The sequence below is a fragment of the Cupriavidus basilensis OR16 genome (genome assembly GCF_000243095.1).
Taxonomy (GTDB): Bacteria; Pseudomonadota; Gammaproteobacteria; order Burkholderiales; family Burkholderiaceae; genus Cupriavidus; species Cupriavidus basilensis_D.
Genome location: NZ_AHJE01000087.1, coordinates 1 through 19,807, shown reverse-complemented (window position 1 = coordinate 19,807; position 19,807 = coordinate 1). Strand labels below are relative to the sequence as shown.

At 64.6% G+C, this 19,807-nt stretch carries 12 protein-coding genes; 10 read left to right on the top strand and 2 right to left on the bottom strand.

Annotation, left to right across the window (positions count from 1 at the left end):
- Positions 1-159 precede the first annotated feature (159 nt).
- From OR16_RS28190 to OR16_RS47845, 5 genes are all read left to right on the top strand, one after another.
- The gene (locus OR16_RS28190; protein WP_006161834.1) at positions 160-3,012 is read left to right on the top strand and encodes an ankyrin repeat domain-containing protein; all 2,853 of its coding nucleotides are present in this window, start codon (positions 160-162) and stop codon (positions 3,010-3,012) included.
- Positions 3,013-3,356: 344 nt separating this feature from the next.
- Positions 3,357-4,202: a DUF6348 family protein gene (locus OR16_RS28185; protein ID WP_006161832.1), complete on the top strand. Its 846-nt coding sequence runs from the start codon at positions 3,357-3,359 to the stop codon at positions 4,200-4,202.
- Positions 4,203-4,560: 358 nt separating this feature from the next.
- The gene (locus OR16_RS43720) at positions 4,561-4,845 is read left to right on the top strand and encodes a hypothetical protein (protein ID WP_141639927.1); all 285 of its coding nucleotides are present in this window, start codon (positions 4,561-4,563) and stop codon (positions 4,843-4,845) included.
- A 192-nt stretch (positions 4,846-5,037) separates the two neighbouring features.
- Positions 5,038-5,379, top strand: coding sequence for a DHCW motif cupin fold protein (locus OR16_RS28180; RefSeq protein ID WP_006161831.1), 342 nt, complete (start codon positions 5,038-5,040; stop codon positions 5,377-5,379).
- A 193-nt stretch (positions 5,380-5,572) separates the two neighbouring features.
- Complete coding sequence (locus OR16_RS47845) at positions 5,573-5,749, top strand: LysR family transcriptional regulator (protein ID WP_337459877.1); 177 nt, start codon at positions 5,573-5,575, stop codon at positions 5,747-5,749.
- Positions 5,750-5,829: 80 nt separating this feature from the next.
- On the opposite strand, the gene OR16_RS28170 is transcribed toward OR16_RS47845, so the two are convergent.
- The gene (locus OR16_RS28170; protein WP_006161829.1) at positions 5,830-6,876 is read right to left on the bottom strand and encodes a dienelactone hydrolase family protein; all 1,047 of its coding nucleotides are present in this window, start codon (positions 6,874-6,876) and stop codon (positions 5,830-5,832) included.
- Positions 6,877-6,975: 99 nt separating this feature from the next.
- A complete protein-coding gene (locus tag OR16_RS28165) occupies positions 6,976-9,282 on the bottom strand; it encodes a putative bifunctional diguanylate cyclase/phosphodiesterase (RefSeq protein ID WP_006161828.1) in 2,307 nt (768 codons plus the stop codon).
- Positions 9,283-10,146: 864 nt separating this feature from the next.
- On the opposite strand from OR16_RS28165, the gene OR16_RS28160 reads away from it, so the two are divergent.
- From OR16_RS28160 to OR16_RS28145, 5 genes are all read left to right on the top strand, one after another.
- Positions 10,147-12,603 (top strand): filamentous hemagglutinin N-terminal domain-containing protein, encoded by a 2,457-nt coding sequence (locus OR16_RS28160; RefSeq protein ID WP_006161827.1) that lies wholly within the window; start codon positions 10,147-10,149, stop codon positions 12,601-12,603.
- Complete coding sequence (locus OR16_RS28155) at positions 12,588-14,450, top strand: ShlB/FhaC/HecB family hemolysin secretion/activation protein (protein ID WP_006161826.1); 1,863 nt, start codon at positions 12,588-12,590, stop codon at positions 14,448-14,450. The genes OR16_RS28160 and OR16_RS28155 overlap by 16 nt, the downstream gene beginning before the upstream one ends.
- Positions 14,451-14,513: 63 nt before the next feature.
- Positions 14,514-15,320 (top strand): peptidylprolyl isomerase, encoded by an 807-nt coding sequence (locus OR16_RS28150; RefSeq protein WP_006161824.1) that lies wholly within the window; start codon positions 14,514-14,516, stop codon positions 15,318-15,320.
- A 122-nt stretch (positions 15,321-15,442) separates the two neighbouring features.
- The gene (locus OR16_RS46485) at positions 15,443-15,928 is read left to right on the top strand and encodes a hypothetical protein (protein ID WP_237717260.1); all 486 of its coding nucleotides are present in this window, start codon (positions 15,443-15,445) and stop codon (positions 15,926-15,928) included.
- A partial coding sequence (locus OR16_RS28145; RefSeq protein WP_006161821.1) for a filamentous hemagglutinin N-terminal domain-containing protein occupies positions 15,847-19,807 on the top strand: 3,961 nt, incomplete at its 3' end. The genes OR16_RS46485 and OR16_RS28145, both read left to right, overlap by 82 nt.

Below are 19,807 nucleotides of genomic sequence, written 5' to 3'. Positions count from 1 at the left end.
AGCAAAGAGGTCCGCGAGCCAAGACGAATCGCCCGAAGTTTCCAAGGCTACCCTGCGCCCCGGCGCTTGAGAGACGAAGATCGGCCCGATCCTGCCATTCTCCTAAAATAGCAACCTCGGCAAACCGTTGGGCTCGCGCCCCGTAGCATCAGCACAGCCATGAAGATCCTCGAATACATCGGCCTCGACGTCTCCCGGGTCAAGAGCACCTACCGCAAGGTCAAGGAAGCCATTGGCCGCGATGATTTCCGCGCGGCGCAGGTCAAGAAGCTGACCGGCCCCACGCATGGCAAGTTCTACCGCGCCCGGCTGGACGATGCCAATCGCCTGTTGTTCTCGCTGGTGCGCCACGATGGGCAGGCCTGTGCGTTGATGCTCGAGGTGATCGAGCACCATGATTACCGGAACAGCCGCTTTCTGCGTGGCGCGGAGATCGACGAAAGCAAGATCCCCGACATCGACGCGGCCGAGGCGGCGCGCGAGGCCGTGCCTGTGCGCTACCTGCATCCTGAGCGTACCGACATCCACCTGCTGGACAAGCCGATCTCCTTCGACGATGCCCAGGAGTCTGTCTACCGCCAGCCTGCGCCGCTCGTCCTGGTCGGGTCCGCCGGCAGCGGCAAGACCGCGCTGACACTGGAGAAGCTCAAGCATGCGGAGGGGTCGACGCTGTATGTCACGCATTCTGCCTACCTGGCCCGCAATGCCCGCGACCTCTACTATGCCCACGGCTTCGAGCATCCGGCCCAGGAGGCGGAGTTCCTCTCGTACCGGGAGTTCGTCGAGTCGATCCGCATGCCGGCTGGCCGCGAGGCGGGCTGGCGGGACTTCGCGGCGTGGTTTGAGCGTCAGCGCCAGCATTTCCGCGAGATTGACGGGCACCAGGCCTTTGAGGAGATCCGCGGTGTGATCACCGCTGGGGCGCACGGTGTGCTGGATCGCGATGCCTACCTGGCGCTGGGCGTGCGGCAGTCAATTTTTGCGCAGGACACGCGAGGGCGCATTTACGACCTGTTCGAGCGCTATCGCGCATGGCTGGCCCAAAGCGGCCTCTACGACCTCAATCTGGTGGCCCGCGAGTGGCAGCCGCTGGCGGCTGCCAGGTACGATTTCATCGTGATCGATGAGGTCCAGGACCTCACCATGGTGCAACTGGCGCTGGTGCTCAAGACCCTCAGGAAGCCCGGCCAGTTCCTCTTGTGCGGCGACTCCAACCAGATCGTGCACCCGAACTTCTTCAGCTGGAGCCAGGTCAAGAGCCTGTTCTGGCACGACCCGCAGCTTGCCGAGCAGCAGGCGTTGCGCGTGCTTGCCGCCAATTTCCGCAACGGCAGCGAGGCAACGCGTGTTGCCAACACGCTGCTCAAGGTCAAGCATCGCCGCTTCGGGTCCATCGACCGGGAGAGCAACTTCCTGGTCGACGCGGTAGGCGGTGACGCTGGCCAGGTGGTGCTGCTGCCGGACAAGGACAACGTCAAGCGCGAGCTTGACCAGAGCATCCGCCAGTCCACGCAGTGCGCCGTGCTGGTGCTGCGCGACGAGGACAAGGCCGAGGCGAGAAAGCACTTTTCCACGCCCCTGCTGTTTTCCATCCATGAGGCGAAGGGGCTGGAATACGAGAATATCGTGCTCTACCGCTTTGTCTCCGACCAGCGCGGCGAGTTTGCCGAGATTGCTGATGGGGTCGACAAGCAAGACCTGGCCGCGGACACGCTGGCCTACCGGCGCGCCAAGGACAAGAGCGACAAGTCGCTGGAGGTCTACAAGTTCTTCGTCAACGCGCTCTACGTGGCGCTTACCCGTGCGATCAAGAACCTCTACCTGATCGAGTCCGATACCGCGCATCCGCTGTTCGGCTTGCTTGAACTGGCACAGGGCGGCCAGGCCAAGGTGGAGGCGCGGCAGGCCACGCTGGAAGACTGGCAGAAGGAGGCAAGAAAGCTCGAGCTGCAGGGCAAGCAGGAGCAAGCCGATGCCATCCGCCGCGGCATCCTCAAGGAGGTGCCGCCGCCATGGCCAGTGTTTGACCAGGCCAAGGTGCAGGAACTGCTGCTCAAGGTGTTTAGGGAGCAGGCGCCGGGCGCCAAGCCTAAGCAGCAGCTCTATGAGATTGCGGCCAGCCATGATGAGCCGGTGCTGGCGGGATGGCTAGTGCAGGAGGCCGGCTTTGCCGCCGCGCAACATTTTGCCGGGCAACGCGGCGGCCTGGCACGCAAGAGTTTTGCGTCTTATTTCGCTGCCAATTTCAAGGAGATCCTGCGGCAATGCGAACGCCATGGCATCGAGCACCGCTTGCCGATGAACCAGACGCCGCTCATGGCCGCGGCTGCCGCCGGCAATGTGGCGTTGGTCGAGGCGTTGCTGGAGCGCGGCGCGGATCGCGAGAACGTCGACCACTATGGCTGCAACGCATTGCACTGGGCCATGCTGGAAGCGTTTCGCTCGCCTCGATTTGCCGCAGGCCCTTTCGCGGCGCTCTACGAATTGCTGGCGCCGCCGAGCATCGATGTGAACAACGGTGAGCGGCTGGTGCGCATCGACCGGCATTTGTCCGAGTATTTCCTGTTTCAGACGATGTGGGCGTTGTTCAAGTCGCGGTTTACGCACATCCACCGCAAGCCCAATGGCGCTTTTGAAACGCAGGCGCTGCTGGAGGCCTGGCAGCACTTGCCCGCCCACGTGGTGCGGCCGGAGCGTAATAAGCGCCAGCACCTGTCCGGCGTACTGGCGAGAAATGAAGTGGACCGTGACTATGCGTATAACCGCATGCTGTTCAAGCGCTTCGAGCAAGGCTGGTATCAGTTCAGCCCGGCGTTGTCGGTGCGGCGCCGGCATGAAGGGCAAGAGACCTGGGTGCCGATCTATGAAGCGCTCAACCTGCCGTGGATCAACGAGTCCTCCTGGGAAGCCGTCTGGCGGCACATCGATCTTTACCTGGGGCTGGCCCGGCTGCCGGACCGCACCGTGCCCATCGCCGCCGAACGTGCCGTGGCCCGGGCGAATGCGAGGTGACCTGGGGCGGTGTTTCGTCTGGCGAATGGTGGACGGTACACGGCAGCTATTTGCGAAGCCGGAATGAGCCTGTCGGCAAGCTGCTCTGGCAGCCCGCTCCAGATGGCCTTTGCACCTGGCTTCCACCATCGGCAACACGCTGATCGAGACCCGCATATGCCGAATACGGCATAAACCTGTAAACTCAACGGGGTCGACCACCCATCAACCGGATTGATGAGTTGTGCCATGGGTTGAAGCTGACCAGTTCACCGCCAACCCCAGGGTAACGCTTGCCAAACAAGTGGAACGCTTACCCTTGGACGGCCCTCTTCCAAAACCCATTACCGACCAGCCGTATCCAGATGACATCGGAATCCACCTACACGCCGCAGATCAACCCGGGCAATCCCGGCGAGACCTCTGTTTTCTCCATCGCCTTTACCCGCGACGACAAAAGCTGGACGGAGGACATCGACCTGACGAGCTTGCTCCAGGACGTGCTAATGGCCGAGAGCCAGCCGGCGTCACGCCACGGGGCATGGCTGCAGACCGCCGAGGGCCTATGGCTGCTTCCACAACTGCTGAGCTGGCATCTGCGCGAGGACGGCACCGGGCAGTCATCGACCACCATCCAGGCCTGCCATGAAGGACTCGTACCCGAGGGATGCTTTGAGTTCCAGCATGCGGCCAGCGATGTCGACGCGGCAACCGCCATGCGCAACGGCTTCACGCAATGGGCCAGGACCGACGCCGTGGCGCTGCGCGAGAGCGCGCGCGCCGAAGTCACGGAGTGCATGTCCATGACGATGGACTTCCCTGGCAAGGCAGGCCACCCGGCTTTGCGCCGCCGCGTGGTGTTGGGCCCAGCCTCGCACTACATGGCGACACCGCAGGCGCAGGCGGCATGCCCGGCCGCCGCAAGCGCAGAGAGCGTGCAGGACAGCGAGAGCGACGAGCACGGCTTCTGCCCGTGCTGCTTGCTGACCAAATCGATGGACGCCTTTCGCCCCTTGCTTGAGTCGACCGGGTACGCGGCTATCCGCCTGTACGCCGCGCGCGACGGCGACGGCGAGATCCAGGCCGATTGCCGTCTCAACGGCGAAGACTATCCGCCCGGCCAGGTCGCCTTGATGGACTACGTGAAGACTTGGCCGGAGATGGGATTCGAATTCCGCAAGCAGCTTGTGGTAGTGCACAGCCTGGACTGAGAGGGCGATTTGGTGGCCGTTATCACACCACGCTCTTGCGCCCCCGCGTCCGCCAATGCCGTGGCCGGTCCCTGCGCGGCCGGCTTTGTTAAGGCCGGCGGACGCAAACACGCTGATCCCGAAAACGTTGGCTAGCGTACCTGACACTGACGAAGGAAATGTAATGCAACGATCTGCGTCCGACCCGGTCACCACGGGGGCGGTGCGCTCCGCTTCTGGTAGCGCCCGGGAGACATCGTATGGCTGCCGGACAGGAAGGTACGGTGATCACTTGGCATGCCCAATCATCGGCTTGTCTCGCGCGACTTGATAGCATTGCGTATTCCATCGTGTCCACCCCTTTCACCGAGATGCCAGCATGGGTGTTGAATACAGGATCGTCGTTGATTTGCCATCAGAGGACATCGCCGAGAAGATTCTCAGTCGTGCAGTATGTGGCGCAGGCCAGAAGGGCGCCGCAGGCTTTGATTTCCGGTCGCCGGGGAATTCGGGCCCGATGCCAGATGCCATCGCCAGTGTAGAGCCCTATGGATTCTATTTTTGCAGTTTCTCGGGCATCAATGGCCTGAGCGCTGAAGTGCTTGGTTTCATCATCGGCTCCGCTGCCACATACGGAAAGGTGCTTGTGGAGGATCTTGAATAGGTCCGTGGCAAGCGCTCTGGTGCTGCGAACATCGGCTGTCCGGTCGCGCAGTCACTGTTCTACATTGCGGAACGCTCGTATCAAAATAAGAAACGGCCCTACACTCGGGTCCAACGCTGCGTCTCGCTGCGGCGATGACGAAGCCGGCCGGGCATGACCGACCTTCAACCCAACAGGATAGGAAAGAGCAGCATGAAGATGGATCCATTTGCGTTCGGCACGACCAACTGGGCGGAAGTCGAAAGAACAGAGCACAAAGGAGAGACTGGCGTGGCCTATTGGCGCACACAGTTCTTCGGTGACAAGCAGAATCAGATCCGCGTTCGCATGGTCGAGTACACGCCCGGCTACCTTGCGGACCATTGGTGCAAGAAAGGACATGTTCTCTTCTGCCTGGAAGGCGAGCTGGAAACGACGCTGGAAGACGGACGCAAGTTTGTCCTGACTGCCGGGATGAGCTATCAGGTCGGGGACAATGCCGAGGCACATCAGTCCTTCACCAGGACGGGCGCCAGGCTATTCGTTGTTGACTGAGCGACGAACCCCCTTGAGCTCGCCGCGCATGCATGCATTACGTTCGAACAGATGACATCGAGGCAGGTTTGGAGCTTCATGTCGGGCAAGTCGGAGATCGCGGTGCCCGTCCGTTCGCGGCTTGCCGTCAGCACTGCCGAAGCCGCAGTCGATGCGGCGGTGGCCGGCGTTGGGATCACTCGCGTGGTATCAGATGGCGAGCACGTTGCGTGCCGGTGCACTCAAGATCGTGCTCGAACCATTCGAGCCGGCGCCGTGGCCCATCAGCCTTGTTCACACCGGACAGGGAATCCTGCCGCTGAAGCTGTGCGCTTTTCTTGATTTCGCCGGGCCGCGATTGAAGGCTCGGTTGGTGGAGGTGGGGGTCTGAAAGCGATGCGCGCTGGCAACCCGAAGCTGTCCTTCAGAATATCTCCAAGCGGGCCTGGAACTGGAGCCATCCGCTGGTACTTAAGGTCGCTTGCCGGTAACGAAAACGCCCCGCACAAATGCCAGTACATCGTTGCGCGATTGTCGGTAAGCAGATTCGTTTCGCCCGACATGTACGCCTTGCCTGACGCACCCAGCGAAAAATTCCTTCAGCCTGGATGGGTCGATGGTTTCGCCCGTGCGCTCCACCGTTATCCTCCAAGGCTCGATGTCCCATCGCAACACGCCGCATGGGGCACCGGATGTCGCTTGAGGAAGATAGAACTCTTTGTACGTGGCATCCCAGGAATGGGCCGCACCGGAATACTTGATGGTGCGAACCTGCGCCCCAGCGTCAGCATAGCGCTGGGCAAGCCGTTCGCAGGGTTCGGCAGTGCTGTAGTCGTCTTCCGCTCCGACCAGATTGAGCAAGGGTGCCTTCGTAAGGTGCGCTGACCAATAGACCTGGTTGCATCCGGCGTACATCGGGATATGCAGCGCAAACTTCAGGTCGCTCTTTATGACAGCACGCCTAAGCGGTTCCTCCGCCGCCTGGAAGGCGGCGCTACCACCTCGGGAAAAACCCATGATGCCGATTCTCGTGGCGTCGATGCGCGGGTGGCTTGCTAGCAGTTGGAGTGCTTGAAACGCGTCCATCAGGTCTGCTGCATATGGCACCAGAGTCTGGTCTTCAGCCGTACGTTTGACACCGCGAGACGCGAAGACATGGACAACGAAGGTCGCGACGCCGATGTCATTGAAAGCTTCCACCCATTGCGCCATGCTGGCCTCGACCCCTCCGCTACCGTGCATGAGGACGATGGCGGGCACTTTGTCATCCCCACTTTTTGGCAGGGACAAATCGCCCCAGACTTTCTGTTCAGCCCAGTTCTGGCGACGCTCTCGCGCCAGATCGAACATGGTTTTTGGCGTGAAGCTTGCGAATTCGATGCGGCCTTGCGTTTCTGACCGGAATTCCTGGGCTACTGCGGCAAAGGAGAGCGTGATTGCGGCAAGCAGCAATAGGCGAAGTACCCATTGCTTGATTTGGGAGGTACGCCCTGTGAGGATTGACGCCTGCATATCCATTGTTCGCACTTGTGAGAGTTCCCTAAATCACGGGCAAACGCCATGATAGCGGATGACCCAAATAGCCCGCGGAGAACCGCAGTCTTGGGAAAGCGTGGCTTAGTTTGCCTCCGCCGCCGAACCAAGCTCGCGCAGCCGGCGCGAAAATTCCACAGGCTCAACAGGCCGGCAGAATAGAAAACCCTGCTGTCTCTCACAGCCTAGGGAGCGCAGATAGGCTGCCTGCTCCGGAGTCTCGACGCCCTCCGCCGTTACGCTCATGCCGAGCGAGTGCGCCATCGCGACGACCGCGTGGGTAATCGCGGTTGCATCGCGGTTTTCCGGAAGTCCGGCGACGAATGACCGATCGATCTTGAGATTATGAAGCGGGAAGCGCGTGAGATAGGATAGCGACGAGTACCCCGTCCCGAAGTCATCGACGGAAATCCTCACGCCGGTACCGGTAAGCGATGTCAGCGCCGGCATCACCGCTTCGCTGTCCATCATCAAGAGCCCTTCCGTGATTTCCAGCTCCAGCGCACCGGGCTCGAGCCCCGCGCGCGCAAGGCAGCTTTGGACCATCTGCGCCAATCCCTCGTTGATCTGGCGCGGGGACAGGTTCACCGCAATCGACAGATCCGGTGCGATGGTGCGTCGCCATTCGGCTGCCTGCGCGCAGGCTCGTTCCAGCACCCACTGGCCAATGGCTACGATCATGCCTGTCTCTTCCGCGACCGGAATGAATTCCTCGGGCGAGACGTCACCGAGTTCGCCGCTGTGCCATCGCAGGAGTGCTTCCGCGCCAACCGCATTCACGCACTGGCTGTCCATGATGGGTTGGTAGAGGATGCTGAGCTCGCCGGCGGTCAGCGCGCGCCTCAACGATTGCTCCAGGGCAAAGCGGCGCTGCATGCGCAAGTTAAGCGGCGCCGTAAAGAACTGGAAGCTGTTGCGTCCAAGCTGCTTGGCGTAGTACATCGCGGAATCCGCATTGCGCAGCAGCGTTGCCGCGTCACGGCCGTCTTGTGGAAACAGGCTGATGCCAATGGAGGCACCAAGGAAGTACTCGTTCTCGCCTACCGTGAACGGCAATGCGAAGACGTCCAGAAGCTGCGTGGCCAGTGCGGCGATCTCTTCCGTGCCGCGATAGCCGCGTATCACGATTACGAACTCGTCGCCGCCGACGCGGGCGAGCGTGTCGTCCTCGCGCACACATCCGGCCAGCCGCCGCGCGACACTGCGCAGCAGGACGTCGCCGGCTTCATGGCCGGCCGAATCGTTGACCATCTTGAAGCCGTCCAGGTCGACATAGAGGATGGCGACGCGCAGCGGGTCTTGCGCATGTTCGTCGCCGGGCGCGAGCAATTCGGTCATCCGGTCGGCGAGATAGCTGCGATTGAACAGGCCCGTCAGGGAGTCTCGCGTCGCGAGATACTTCAAGCGCTGGGTGGCGTCGCGCACCGGCCCGATATCCACAAAGGAGACCAGCAGGGAGGCCGGTGTTGTGTCGCCTGGCTTGATGATCGGGACTACATTCTCGTTGATCCAGATGATCTCGCCGTTGGTCAGTTCATGCCCGATCACTTGGCCAAGCACCGCTTGGCCCGTTTCTATCACGCGCGACGTTGGCCGGTCCGAGATGGCGATTGGGGAGCCGTCGTCATGAAAGGACCGCACGACATTGCCATAGATATTGCTGCCAACCAGCGACGTGGCCGACCGTAGCATGCGCTGCGCGCTTGGGTTGCATGCCAGCACGACACCGCTTGGCGTCAGCACGAGGATGCCTTCGCTCAGGAGATCGACAACGAGGCGATGGTGTTCCTCGCTCTGCGCAAGCCGTTGCGCAATCGCATCCTGGTGCACGGCAAGGCCGACGCTTTGCCCTATGTTCCGGAGGATCGCCTCTTCCTTGGCGGTTGGCCGGCGCGGCACGCGGTAATAGACCGCAAACGCCCCGAGCACCTTGCCGGCATCGTCCATGAACGGGATCGACCAGCAGGCGCGAAGCCCGATCGGCAATGCGAGCTGCCGATAGGCGTCCCACAATGGATCCGTCGCGATATCCTCGACCACGACCATGCGGCGCTCGAACATTGCCGTGCCGCATGAACCGGCGCAGGGGCCGATTTCGAGCCCGTCCACCGCCGCGCTGAACGCGTCCGGCAACGAAGGCGCCGCGCCAAATTTCGTGTGCGTGCCGTCGTCATCGAGAAGGAGGATGGAGCATGACGGGCCTTCGCCAAACATCTCCTCCGCGCGGCGGCATACCGAAGCGAGCAGCTCCGGGAGCGGCATATTGCGCGTGATCAGCCGCAATACGGCTTGCTCGAACGCCAGCATCTCGTCGGCCAGGTCGGCGGGAGCGCGACCGGTTGGGAGTTCTGCGGCATTGCTGAAATCGGCTGTCGCCGGGCTTTCGTCCATTGCTGCGCTCCCAGTTCGAGGCTAGCGGGTGGGGGTATTCTACGAACTTTGGCTCGTTCTTGCGAACAAAATCCTCCGCAAGCGGGTTGAGGGCAACGGCGGCTGCATCGGCCGGCTTGCCGCGAGGCAGGAGCGCCTTTGGAGCCCGGGTCGGCGGCCAGTTCGGGGCGGCGCAGCTCGGCGCTTGGGTTGGTGAGCTGGCCGCCGATGTTTCCGAGCGCAGCGTGCCATCGGTGATCCGCTATCCGCTATCCGCTCGACGCAATAGCACCGTCCAATTTTCGCGGAGGGCGTTACTGCGGCCTTCAACGCCAGTTCGCGAGTGGCCTTCTTTCGGCCGCATCCCTCTCGTCATTAGCCCGCGCGCCCCGCCCTACCAACGTAGGGTGAATCCTCGTTATCTGGCCGCCGTTATAGATGGATACCTTTCTTCCCCTCGCTCCGTCCAGGAGCGAACGATCGTCGCGCCCTGCGGAAAGATCGGTTGGGACCCGGAATCCAGTCTTACTAACATCTGCTTGAAGCATGACCGCTGTCGTAGGCCAAATTGTTAAAATTTTGTTAAATCCACTTACCGATGCGTTTTCCGAGTCATCAGAAGCGAATAAACACCTGCAGATTAGGAAATTTCCCAAATTTTTGACAATTTCCCTCTGCTAATGTCGCGTCAAAATCCAGCGCGACAGAATCGCAGTGGCGCTTCCTCTTTGAACATTGGAAGCGTCGTACGCATCGTCTTATCCGATTTCGTCTGCGCGCACCCTAAGAATGGGAGAGAACCTGTGCGGCAAGGCGAGGACGACGGTCACCGCAATGGCGCGGCGACACGGGCCGCGCCTTTCCGCTCTGGCCTGGGGAGCGCTTTTGCTCACGGGCACTAGCCTTGGCGCCGGCGTGGTGCCCGATGGCACCGCCACCGCCACCGCGCCCACGGTCACGGTGGGGGCCAATGGCCGCATCACCGTGGGCATCACCAATGCGGTCGGCGGTGTGTCCACCAACACCTACCGGGACTTCAATATCCCGCGCGCCGGTGTCGATCTCGACAACCGCGCGGTGCTCGCCCGCACCATCCTGAACCAGGTCACCAGTACCAACCCCTCCCTGCTCGAAGGGCCGTTGAATGTGCTGGGCAACCGCGCCAATGTCATTCTGGCCAATCCCAACGGGATCACCGTGAACGGCATGACGGTGCAGAACATTGGCAAGCTGGCGTTGACCACCGGGCAGGTCGACCTGACAACGCTCAACAATCCGGCAGCGCAAAGCAACATCACCATCAAGACCAGTCGCGGCCTGCTTGAGATCGGCCCGGAAGGACTGTCGGGCGAATTGCTCCAACTCGAGCTGATTGCCAAGCAGATTCGCATTGGCGGCAGGATCGAGAACCGTTACAGCAACCCCACCGCCAATCTGCGGGTGGTTGCCGGAACCAGCGCGGCGGAGGTTAATACGAGCCCTTCGGCCACCGATAACCGGACTGACTGGATCAAGTACACGGCGCCCGAGGACATTCGCCGCCAGGGCATTGCCGTGGACATCACCGGCGCAGGTAGCCTCGTTTCAGGCCGTATTGAGCTGCTTGTTACCGATCAGGGCGCTGGCGTACGGCATGCCGGCAGCGCCTACGCCACCTCCGGAGATTTTGTCGTCTCCGGCACTGGCGATCTACAACTTGCCTCCGGGAAAATCCGGGCCTTGCAAGATGCCCTGATCGCCACCGGCGGGTTCACCGGCACTGGCGACGTGGACGCCGGCCGGCATCTGCAGGCCACTTCCGACCGCGTTGACCTGAATGCCTCCACGCTGGCAGCCGGCATCCAGACAACGGGAGACCTGGTGATCGGTGTAGCAGGCCAGGCACACAGCCAGGCCGTGAAGCTGACCGGCTCGGTACTGAGCGCCACTGGCGGCATCGGGCTTCTCGACGCTGGCGCGGGCATCTCGCTCGCTGGCACGCAGGCCTCGGCCGCGGGTAACGTCGTCATTGCGGCGTCGCGGTTCCAGACCACGCAGGATGGCAAGCGCACGGCGCTGGCTTCGCACAATGGCACGCTGACCATCCAGGCAACTACGGCGACGCTGTCCGATACCGACGCTGACGGCGTGGCCGGCACTAGTATCCAGGCGCGCGATCTCGCGTTGCAGGACACCGCCATACGCGCCTCCGGCGCCGCCGTGGCGATCGATGCCACCGGCAGCTACGTCCAGCGTGACAGCAGTGTGCTGGCGGCCACCGATGTGCGGCTGCATGCGGGCTCGGTGTTGCTTGACTCTGCCGCCGCGCAATCGACGCTGGTTGCCACCAAGGGTGGCGTGCTGCTGCAGTCCGATGGCGAGCTGACCAGCCGGGGCGCGCTGATCCAGGGCCAGTCGCGTATCGCGGGGCAGGCGCAGTCCGCCGGCGCCGTCACCGTGCTGGCGGGTGGCAGCGTGCTCAATACCTCGACCCCGGAGTATCTGGGCATCTTCTTCGGCGCTGGCGATGACGTGACCGTGCGGGCCGGCGGCGATGTCGTCAACCGCTACGGTCGCATGCTATCGAACGGCTATCTCGCCGTGACGGCTGGCGGCGACTTGCGCAACGAGATCACCAAGCAAGCCGGGACCAACGGCGAGCAGCCGAGCTACCGGGCCGGCAGCGGTCACCGCTGGCTGGTGCTGACCAAGACCAGCGCGCGCTTCGACGTGGACTATGGCCAGGTGGACCGGCCCGCGCAGATTGCCTACCTGCTCTCCGACAAGGGCACCACGCTCACCGGGCGCAATGTCATCAACACCGGTGGGGAAATCTACGCCAACAACGGCGACATCAAGGTGCGCGCGGCGGACACGTTCCGCACCGAAGGCATCACCAGTGGCGCCGCGCACTATGCGCGCAACTGCATGATCGTCTGCCGCACCTCGGCATCATCTACCACCACCGTGACGGGCGGCTTGTTGTCCGCTGGCGGCAGCATCGACATCCAGGCGGGCAAGCTGGCCGCGAACGTGGGCGGGCGCGTGCTGGCGCTGGGCGACTTGACGGTCAATGCGCCGGTCACCTATGCCACCGGCGTCACCGGCTATTCCGCGATCGCGCGCGACCGAGGCTTCAAGGCATTCTTTGGCGACACCTGGGCCAGGCTCTATGCGACGGACATCGGCGGCAGCTGGATGGCGGCGGGGCGCACCCGCGTCACTGGCAATGCCCTGATAGACGGCGGCAGCTTCGACGGGGATGTGGCCATTGCGGGCGGCACCACCGTCACGCGTCCTCGCCAGCGCGTTCCGGTTACCGTCGAGAACCACCTTGGCCTGCCCTCATGGTGGTGGCAATGATGCGGGGCGATATGCGGCTGCGGCCGTCCGTTATCGCCCTGGCAATCCTGGCAATTCTGGCAGCCGGTTCCCTGCAGGCCCAGGTGCCGCCATTGCCGCTGCCGGTGCCTCCGCCATTGCCCCAGCTCACACCGGAAGACCCGGCGCAGCGCCTGTTGCGCGAGCAGCGCCAGCGCGAGCTCGAGCGTGAGGCCACGCAGCCGCCGGCCCGGATCGAGAGCCCGCAGGTACTGCCAGCCGATATGCCGATCGAAACGGTGCCCGAGACGTCCGCCACGTTTGCGATCCAGCGTATCCAGGTGATCGGCAATACCGTGCTGTCCGACGGCGAGATTGGCGCCATCACGGCGCCGTTCGCCGGCAAGCCATTGGGGACCAATCGCATCAACCTGTTGCTGCGGCGCTTTACCGAAGCCTTTGTGGCGCGGGGCTTTATCACCACGCGCGCTTACCTGGGCGAGCAGAATCTCGCCTCCGGCGTGTTGATCGTCACCGTGGTGCCGGGCACGGTCGAGTCGGTCAGCCTCAACGGGCGCGTCATCCGCCCGAGCGGCAGCGCAGGCAGCGGAGATAGCGGAGATAGCGGAGATAGCGGAGATAGCGGAGATAGCGGAGATAGCGGATGGTTCGATACCGTGGGCGGCGGGCTGCTGACGGACGCTGGCACCGGCTGGCAATTCCCCGCGCCGGGCGACACCTTGCGCCTGCAGGATCTGGAGCAAGGGGTCGACCAGGTCAACCGCTTGCGCCGCAACCGGGCCGAGCTGCAGATACTGCCCGGGCAGACGCCGGGCGGCTCGGTAGTGGCGCTGGCCAACCAGCCCGGCGACCGTTTCCGCTTCAATGCCGGCGTGGACAACTATGGCAGCCGGACCACCGGCATCTCGCGCACCCGGCTGGGCATCGATGCCGACAACGCCTTGGGTTTCCAGGAAGCGGTTTCCGCCAGCTATGTGGGCACGCGCGATACCAATGCGGCGGTGCTCTCGGCGGCGGCGCCGTTCGGCTACAACACTTTCAGCTATACCGGCTCGCTCTCCGAGTACCAGACCGCCATTGGCGATACCGCGCTGCTGTACGGCCGCACCTTTGGCCACACGCTGGGCTGGAACCGGGTCCTCACCCGCGACAGGAGCGGGCGGCAAGCCTTCGACCTGACCCTCACCTATCGCAAGAGCGAGCGCGAGATCAACAACCTGGAGCTGGATCCGCAGCGGCTCACCGTGTTGCGCGCGGCCTGGAACGGATTGCGGCGCTTTGCCGCCAACGACCAGCAGGGGTATGCCACGGCCGAGGTTGGCGTGTCGCGCGGATTGCGGCTGATCAATGCAACCCGCGACCCCGCCGATATCCGCTCCGACGAGGCGCATGCGCAATTCACCAAGCTCGATGCCAACGCGGCCCTGCAACTGCCGTTGCCGCGGGCCTTCGACACCGCACTGCTGGCCTGGCGTGCGCAGCTCGTCGGGCAGTGGGCCAACGTGGCGCTGTTCGGCTCCGAGCAGATCTACGCGGGCGGCGTCAGCACCGTGCGCGGTTTCCGCGAAGGCGCCATCGCTGGCGACCGCGGCGCGTACCTGCGCAATGAGATGGTGTGGGCCAACGTGCCGGCGCTGGCCGGCATCCGCATGGAGCCATACCTGTTCCTGGACGGCGGCCAGACCCAATCGGTTGCGACCCGCCGCTGGCAAGCGGTGGCTGGCACCGGCGCCGGTATCCGCCTCTCGGCGCAATGGGCCAAACAAACCTTCACCAGCGAACTGCTGGTTGGCGTGCCGCTCGCGCAGCCCAGCTATCTGGGCACAAAGGCGCCGCTTCTGTTGGCCACCCTTAACTGGACTTATTGAGTGCGGCTTGAATCCGCCTGGCGGAACGCCAGGCTCCGCTATCCGATTTCAAAGGAAACGAACATGCAATCCCGGATCTTTCGCCTTATCGCTACCACCGCATTGGCCTTCAGCCTGCAACCCGTTCTTGCCGCTTCGGTGAACGGCGTGGCCATCCCCGATGACCAGATCACCCGTGCCATGCAGCAGGCACAGCTCCCCGACAACGACGCCACGCGCAACGCCATCAAGCAGCAGCTGATCGCGCGCGAGCTGTTCCGCCAGGAGGCGGCCAAGGCCAAGGGGCTCGAAGCCCGCCCCGATGTGCAGCAGGCCCTGCGCGATGCGAAGGACGCCATCCTGACGCAGGCCTGGCTCAAGGACCATATCAAGCCCGCGCCGGTCACCGAGGAACAGGTGCGCGCGCGCTACAACGCCATCGTGTCGAGCCTGGGCGACAAGGAGTACAAGGCGCGCCTGATCGAGGTCGCCGACGATGCCGCCGCCGCTGCTGCGCTGGCGCGCATCAAGGCCGGCGAGGACTTCGCCAAGGTGGCGCAGCAGGTCAGCCTCGCGCCGTCCAAGGCCAGCGGTGGCGCGATGGACTGGCTCAGCTTCAAGGTGCCGGCGCAGGAGGGCCAGACCCAGAATCTGCCCTTGCCCCTCGCGCAGGCGCTGTCCACCCTGCCGGCTGGCACGGTGAGCGCCACCCCCATTGCCTGGAACAACCGCCGCTTCCTGGTCAAGGTCGACGAAGTGCGCGCGACCCTTGTCCCTGCCTATGACACCGTCAAGCCCGGCATCCAGCAAGCGCTGCAGGCGCAGGCACTTGAGCGGACCACGACCGCGCTGGTCACGCAGTTGCTGGGCAAGGCAAAGATCACGCAGTAAGGCGGCCGCAACGCCCGCCGACGCAACAGGCCCGAAGACATCAAGCCCGACGACCTCAAGCCCGACGACCTCAAGCCCGAAGACATCAGCTCGAAGCACTGCCAGGAAGCACCATGCACCGCGTGAAACAAGCGTCTCTGCCTCAGGGCAACGCACAACCCGATTCCGATTCCTCGTCCGGCATCTCCATGGCGGAGCGTGGGCGTCGCAGCGTGTGGGTGCGTGCGCTGGCCGGCGTGGTGGCCATCACGACCTGGCTTGCGCCGCTGCAGGTGTCCTTGCAGCAAGCCAGGCAGGCGGCGGGGGCGTTGGCGGCGGGCGCCACGGATCCGGCCAGCTTTGCGATCCAGTCCGGTGCCGCGCGGCAAAGCCTGTTGCGCTGGGCGGTGGCGCACCTGCCGGTGACGGTCAGCTTTGGCCCTGCGGCGGCCCATGCCGCGCCCATCACCGACCCCAACGCGCCGGTGCGTTTCACCCCGTCGATCGGCACCACAGCGGACCGGGCGCGCCGGCCGGCGGCGTGCCCGTGGTGGGCATCACCACGCCCAACGCGGCTGGCATTTCGCTCAACCAGTACCGGAGCTTCGTGGTCGATCCGATCGGCCTGATCCTCAATAACAGCACCACGGGTGGCGGCACCTTCCTCGGCGGCCAGGTTGGCGCCAACGCCAATCTCGCCATCTCTGGCCCGGCGGGCCTGATCATCAACCAGGTCACCAGCCAGGTGCCCGCCCAGGTCAACGGCACCATCGAAGTGTTCGGGGTTCCGGCCGGGGTCGTGATCGCCGCGCCGGGCGGGGTCTATACCAACGGCGCGAGCTTCACCAACACGACGCAGGTGACGCTCACCACCGGCGTGCCGCAGTTCCTGTCTGGCACCGGGACATCCAGCAGCTTCGATGCCGCCACCGCCGCTGGCTTCCTCGTGCAGGGCGGGCGCGTACAGATCGCCAATCCGTCGCCGGGGAACCCCAACGGCGTGGGCATCGAGGGCACGGTCGGCAACATCAACCTGATCGCCGAGTCGATCGGCATTGATGCGGCACTCCATGCGGGTAACCAGATCAATCTGGTGGCCGGGCGCCAGTTGGTCACGCCCTCCGCTGCGCCATCCGGCGGCGCCTTTGCCACCACCGCCAGCGGTGCGAACAACGCGGCTAGCAACACCAGTGCCGGCAGCGGCCTGGCGATCGACGCCACCGCTTTCGGTGCCATGACCGCCGGCCAGATCCAGATCGTCAGCACCGCCGCCGGCCTTGGCGTGCGCGCCGACGGCAATCTCGCCGCGTCGGCCAACAATCTGACGCTCGACTCCGCCGGTAACCTGAAGGTCGGCAGTACCTACGCCAAGCAGGCGGTGGCGCTCAATGCCGCCGGTTCCGTCGCAGCGTCGGGCAATGGCCATAGCGAGGCCGGATTCAGCATCAACGCCGGGCAGGACGCGACACTGGGCGGCACGCTGAACGCGGGCAAGGCCGTGGCGGTTTCCGCAGGCGGCTCGATCAGCGGCACCGGTGGCATCCAGGCGCAGGATGCCGTGGGCGTGGCCGCCGGCGGCAGCGTGGATGTGGGCGGTGCGGTCAGTGGATCCCGGATCGCCATCTCGGCCGCCGGCAACGATGGCCGTGGCGATATGCATCTGCGCGGTGATGTCACCGCGCCGGGCGCGATCCAACTCAACGCCGCGCGCGACACCACCATCGACGGCAGCGCGGTCTCGGCTGCCACGCTGGACCTGTCGACCCAGCGCAATCTGACCATCAACGGCATGGCGGGCAGCACCGGCGGCAATGTGTCGCTCACCGGCGTCACCGGCAGCGTCACCACCACCGGCAATATCGTGTCGCCCGGCACGCTTGCCATCTCCGCGGGCACAGATGCCAATCTCGGTGGCCAGGTGCTCGCCACCGGCCCGGCGAGCGTTACCGCGCGCAGCGGGAGCATCACCACCAGCGGGCAGATCGGCAGCAATGCCGACCTCTCGCTCACCGCCGCGCAGGACGTCACGGTGGGTGGCCAGGCCCAGAGCGCGGGCAAGACCACCATTACCGCCGCCGCCGGCAGCGCCGCGATCAACGGCGCGCTCACCAGCGATGGCGATGCGGCCATCTCGGCCGGGCAGAACGCCAACGTGGCCGGCAGCCTGGCCAGCGGCGGCAACGCCACGATCCAGGCTGCCGCTGGCTCGGCCACCGTGAGTGGCACACTCTCCAGCGTGGGCAATGCCACCGTCAATGCGGGACAGAACCTCACCCTGGGCGGCAGCGTCCTGGCCGGCGGCGACCTGGCGGCCACGGCCGGACAAACGCTCAAGGCGGGCCAGCTCACCTGGGTGGGCGGCAACGCCACCCTGCGCGGCACGGATATCCAGGTCGGCCCGGCGGCAGGTTCCGGCGCAACCCGGGGCAACGCCGTCACCGGCACGCTCGACGCGGCCGCCACCCGCAGCCTCGTCCTGACCGGCGACACCACCGCCGCCAATATGACCCTGGGCGGCCAGTCGATTGCCAACAGCGGTGCGACGATTGCCACGCAGCAGCTCACGGTCAACGGCGGCGCCGTCAGCAATACCGGCACGCTCGCCGGCAACCAGGTCAGCCTGGATGCCACCAGCCTGGTCAACCGCGGCACCGTCGGCGGCCAGACCGTGAACGTGACGGCGGCGTATACCCTGGACAATGCCCTGGGCCTGATCGCAGGCGCCAAGAGCCTCGCGGTGACGAGCGGCGCGCTCACCGGCAACCAGGGCGGCACCCTCTTCGCCGGCGATCTCACCGGACAGGCGCCCACGGTGGGCGACCTGACGCTGAGCGTCACCGGTGGCAACGGCAGCTTCAACAACGCCGCGGGCCAGATCCTGGCGGGCAACAACCTGACGGTAAATACGCCGTACCAGGTGTTCGACCCGTCGGCGGCCACCACCGGCACGCTGAACGCCAACGCCATCCTGACCCTCGCCGCGCGGGCCATCAACAACACCGGCACATGGAACGTGCCAGGCGGCAGCGCGGTGCTCAATGCCAGCCAGGGCATCACGAACACCGGCACGATCCAGAAATCCGGCGACCTGACCCTGGCCACAGGCGGCACGCTCACCAATGCCGGGCAGATTGTGGGCGGCAGCAATCTCTCGCTGTCCGCCGGCGCCTTGACGAACACCGGCACCGTGCACGCCAACGGCAATCTGGCGCTGGGCGGCAACGTGGCCAACAAGGGCACCGCCGAGGCACTGGGCAATCTGAGCGTCACCGGCGGCGACTATGACAACCGTGGTGGCACCACCCAGGCCGGTGGCGACATCAAGGTCGACATCTCCGGCACGCTCAACAATATCGGCAGTGTCATCGGGGCCAACGGCAACCTGCATATCGCCGCAGGCGCGGTCATCAATGACCGCACGGCCCCCGTCGATGCGGGCAGTTCCTCCACCAAGGTGGTCAACGATGGCCTGCTCAACTCGACCATCCTCGGCAGCTATTCGCCCTGGTTGCCAGGGGGGTCTTGCGACAGCTGCTCCGCCTATGTACCTGGCGCCATCTCCAATATCACGCTGGCCGACGTCGTGCGCAATCCCGACGGCTCCGTACTGCTGGTCCGTGGCGCGGAGATCATTCCCTCGAACGGGGACCAGCAGTTTGGACAAAACCTGTGGCACCTGATCCCGGCGGCTCTGGGTGCGGCCAGGGTGCCGCCCTCCCTCCTGACGCCCGGAAACGTCCGCAGTATCGGCGGCATCCCCACCGTCGACCATACGGTAGTGGCGCAAACCGACGGGAGCGCCGGCCAGATCATCAGCGGCGGGAACCTCGACATCAATACCGCCTCGCTCTCGAACAAGGGCGGCATGATGTCGGCGGGCAAGAACGTTACGCTCAATGTTGGCAGCCTGGACAACAGCCGCTCCGCGACGCTGATCAACAGCGTTGCGGAGTCGGTGAACCAGGCCGAGCTCTCGGCCTTCATGGCGCAGCTTGCGGCACTGACGACAGGCAATACCGAAGGACCCGGGCCGCTGGTCTACGGCGTCCCGCCGAGCATGAGCGCCTGCGACAGCTGTACCGCACCACCGCCATGGTCGCCGGTCGCGCTAGGTCAAACCGCTACGGGGGCATCAGCGCCCACGCCCGGCCAAACCACCGTCAGCACCCAGCTCGGCAAGGCCGGCCAGATTGTCGCGGGCGGCAACCTGACGCTCACCGGCACCGGCGACCTGATCAATGCCGGCGACCTGGTCGCAGCGGGCAAGGTCGCCATCAAGACGCCGGGCACGTTCACCAACAAGGGCGTCCACGACAGCAAGATCACCACCACGCCCGGCTGCGTGGCAGGCGCGCCGGACTGCCCGGACGACAGCAATCCCCGCGTGGAATCCCTCGCCTGGCAACAGACCCCCAGCACCGTCGCCGCCGGCCAGACGCTGACGATCACCGCATCCAACATCCAGAACCTGAACGCGACGCTGGCCGCGCAGGGCGATGTCAGCCTGA

Coding starts and splice junctions, on each gene's coding strand:
- OR16_RS28165 (WP_006161828.1), bottom strand. CDS start 9,282: ATGGACGAAAGCCCGGCGACAGCCGATTTCAGCAATGCCGCAGAACTC.
- OR16_RS47845 (WP_337459877.1), top strand. CDS start 5,573: ATGGCGAGCACGTTGCGTGCCGGTGCACTCAAGATCGTGCTCGAACCA.
- OR16_RS43720 (WP_141639927.1), top strand. CDS start 4,561: ATGGGTGTTGAATACAGGATCGTCGTTGATTTGCCATCAGAGGACATC.
- OR16_RS28190 (WP_006161834.1), top strand. CDS start 160: ATGAAGATCCTCGAATACATCGGCCTCGACGTCTCCCGGGTCAAGAGC.
- OR16_RS28185 (WP_006161832.1), top strand. CDS start 3,357: ATGACATCGGAATCCACCTACACGCCGCAGATCAACCCGGGCAATCCC.
- OR16_RS28180 (WP_006161831.1), top strand. CDS start 5,038: ATGAAGATGGATCCATTTGCGTTCGGCACGACCAACTGGGCGGAAGTC.
- OR16_RS28150 (WP_006161824.1), top strand. CDS start 14,514: ATGCAATCCCGGATCTTTCGCCTTATCGCTACCACCGCATTGGCCTTC.
- OR16_RS28155 (WP_006161826.1), top strand. CDS start 12,588: ATGGTGGTGGCAATGATGCGGGGCGATATGCGGCTGCGGCCGTCCGTT.
- OR16_RS28170 (WP_006161829.1), bottom strand. CDS start 6,876: ATGGATATGCAGGCGTCAATCCTCACAGGGCGTACCTCCCAAATCAAG.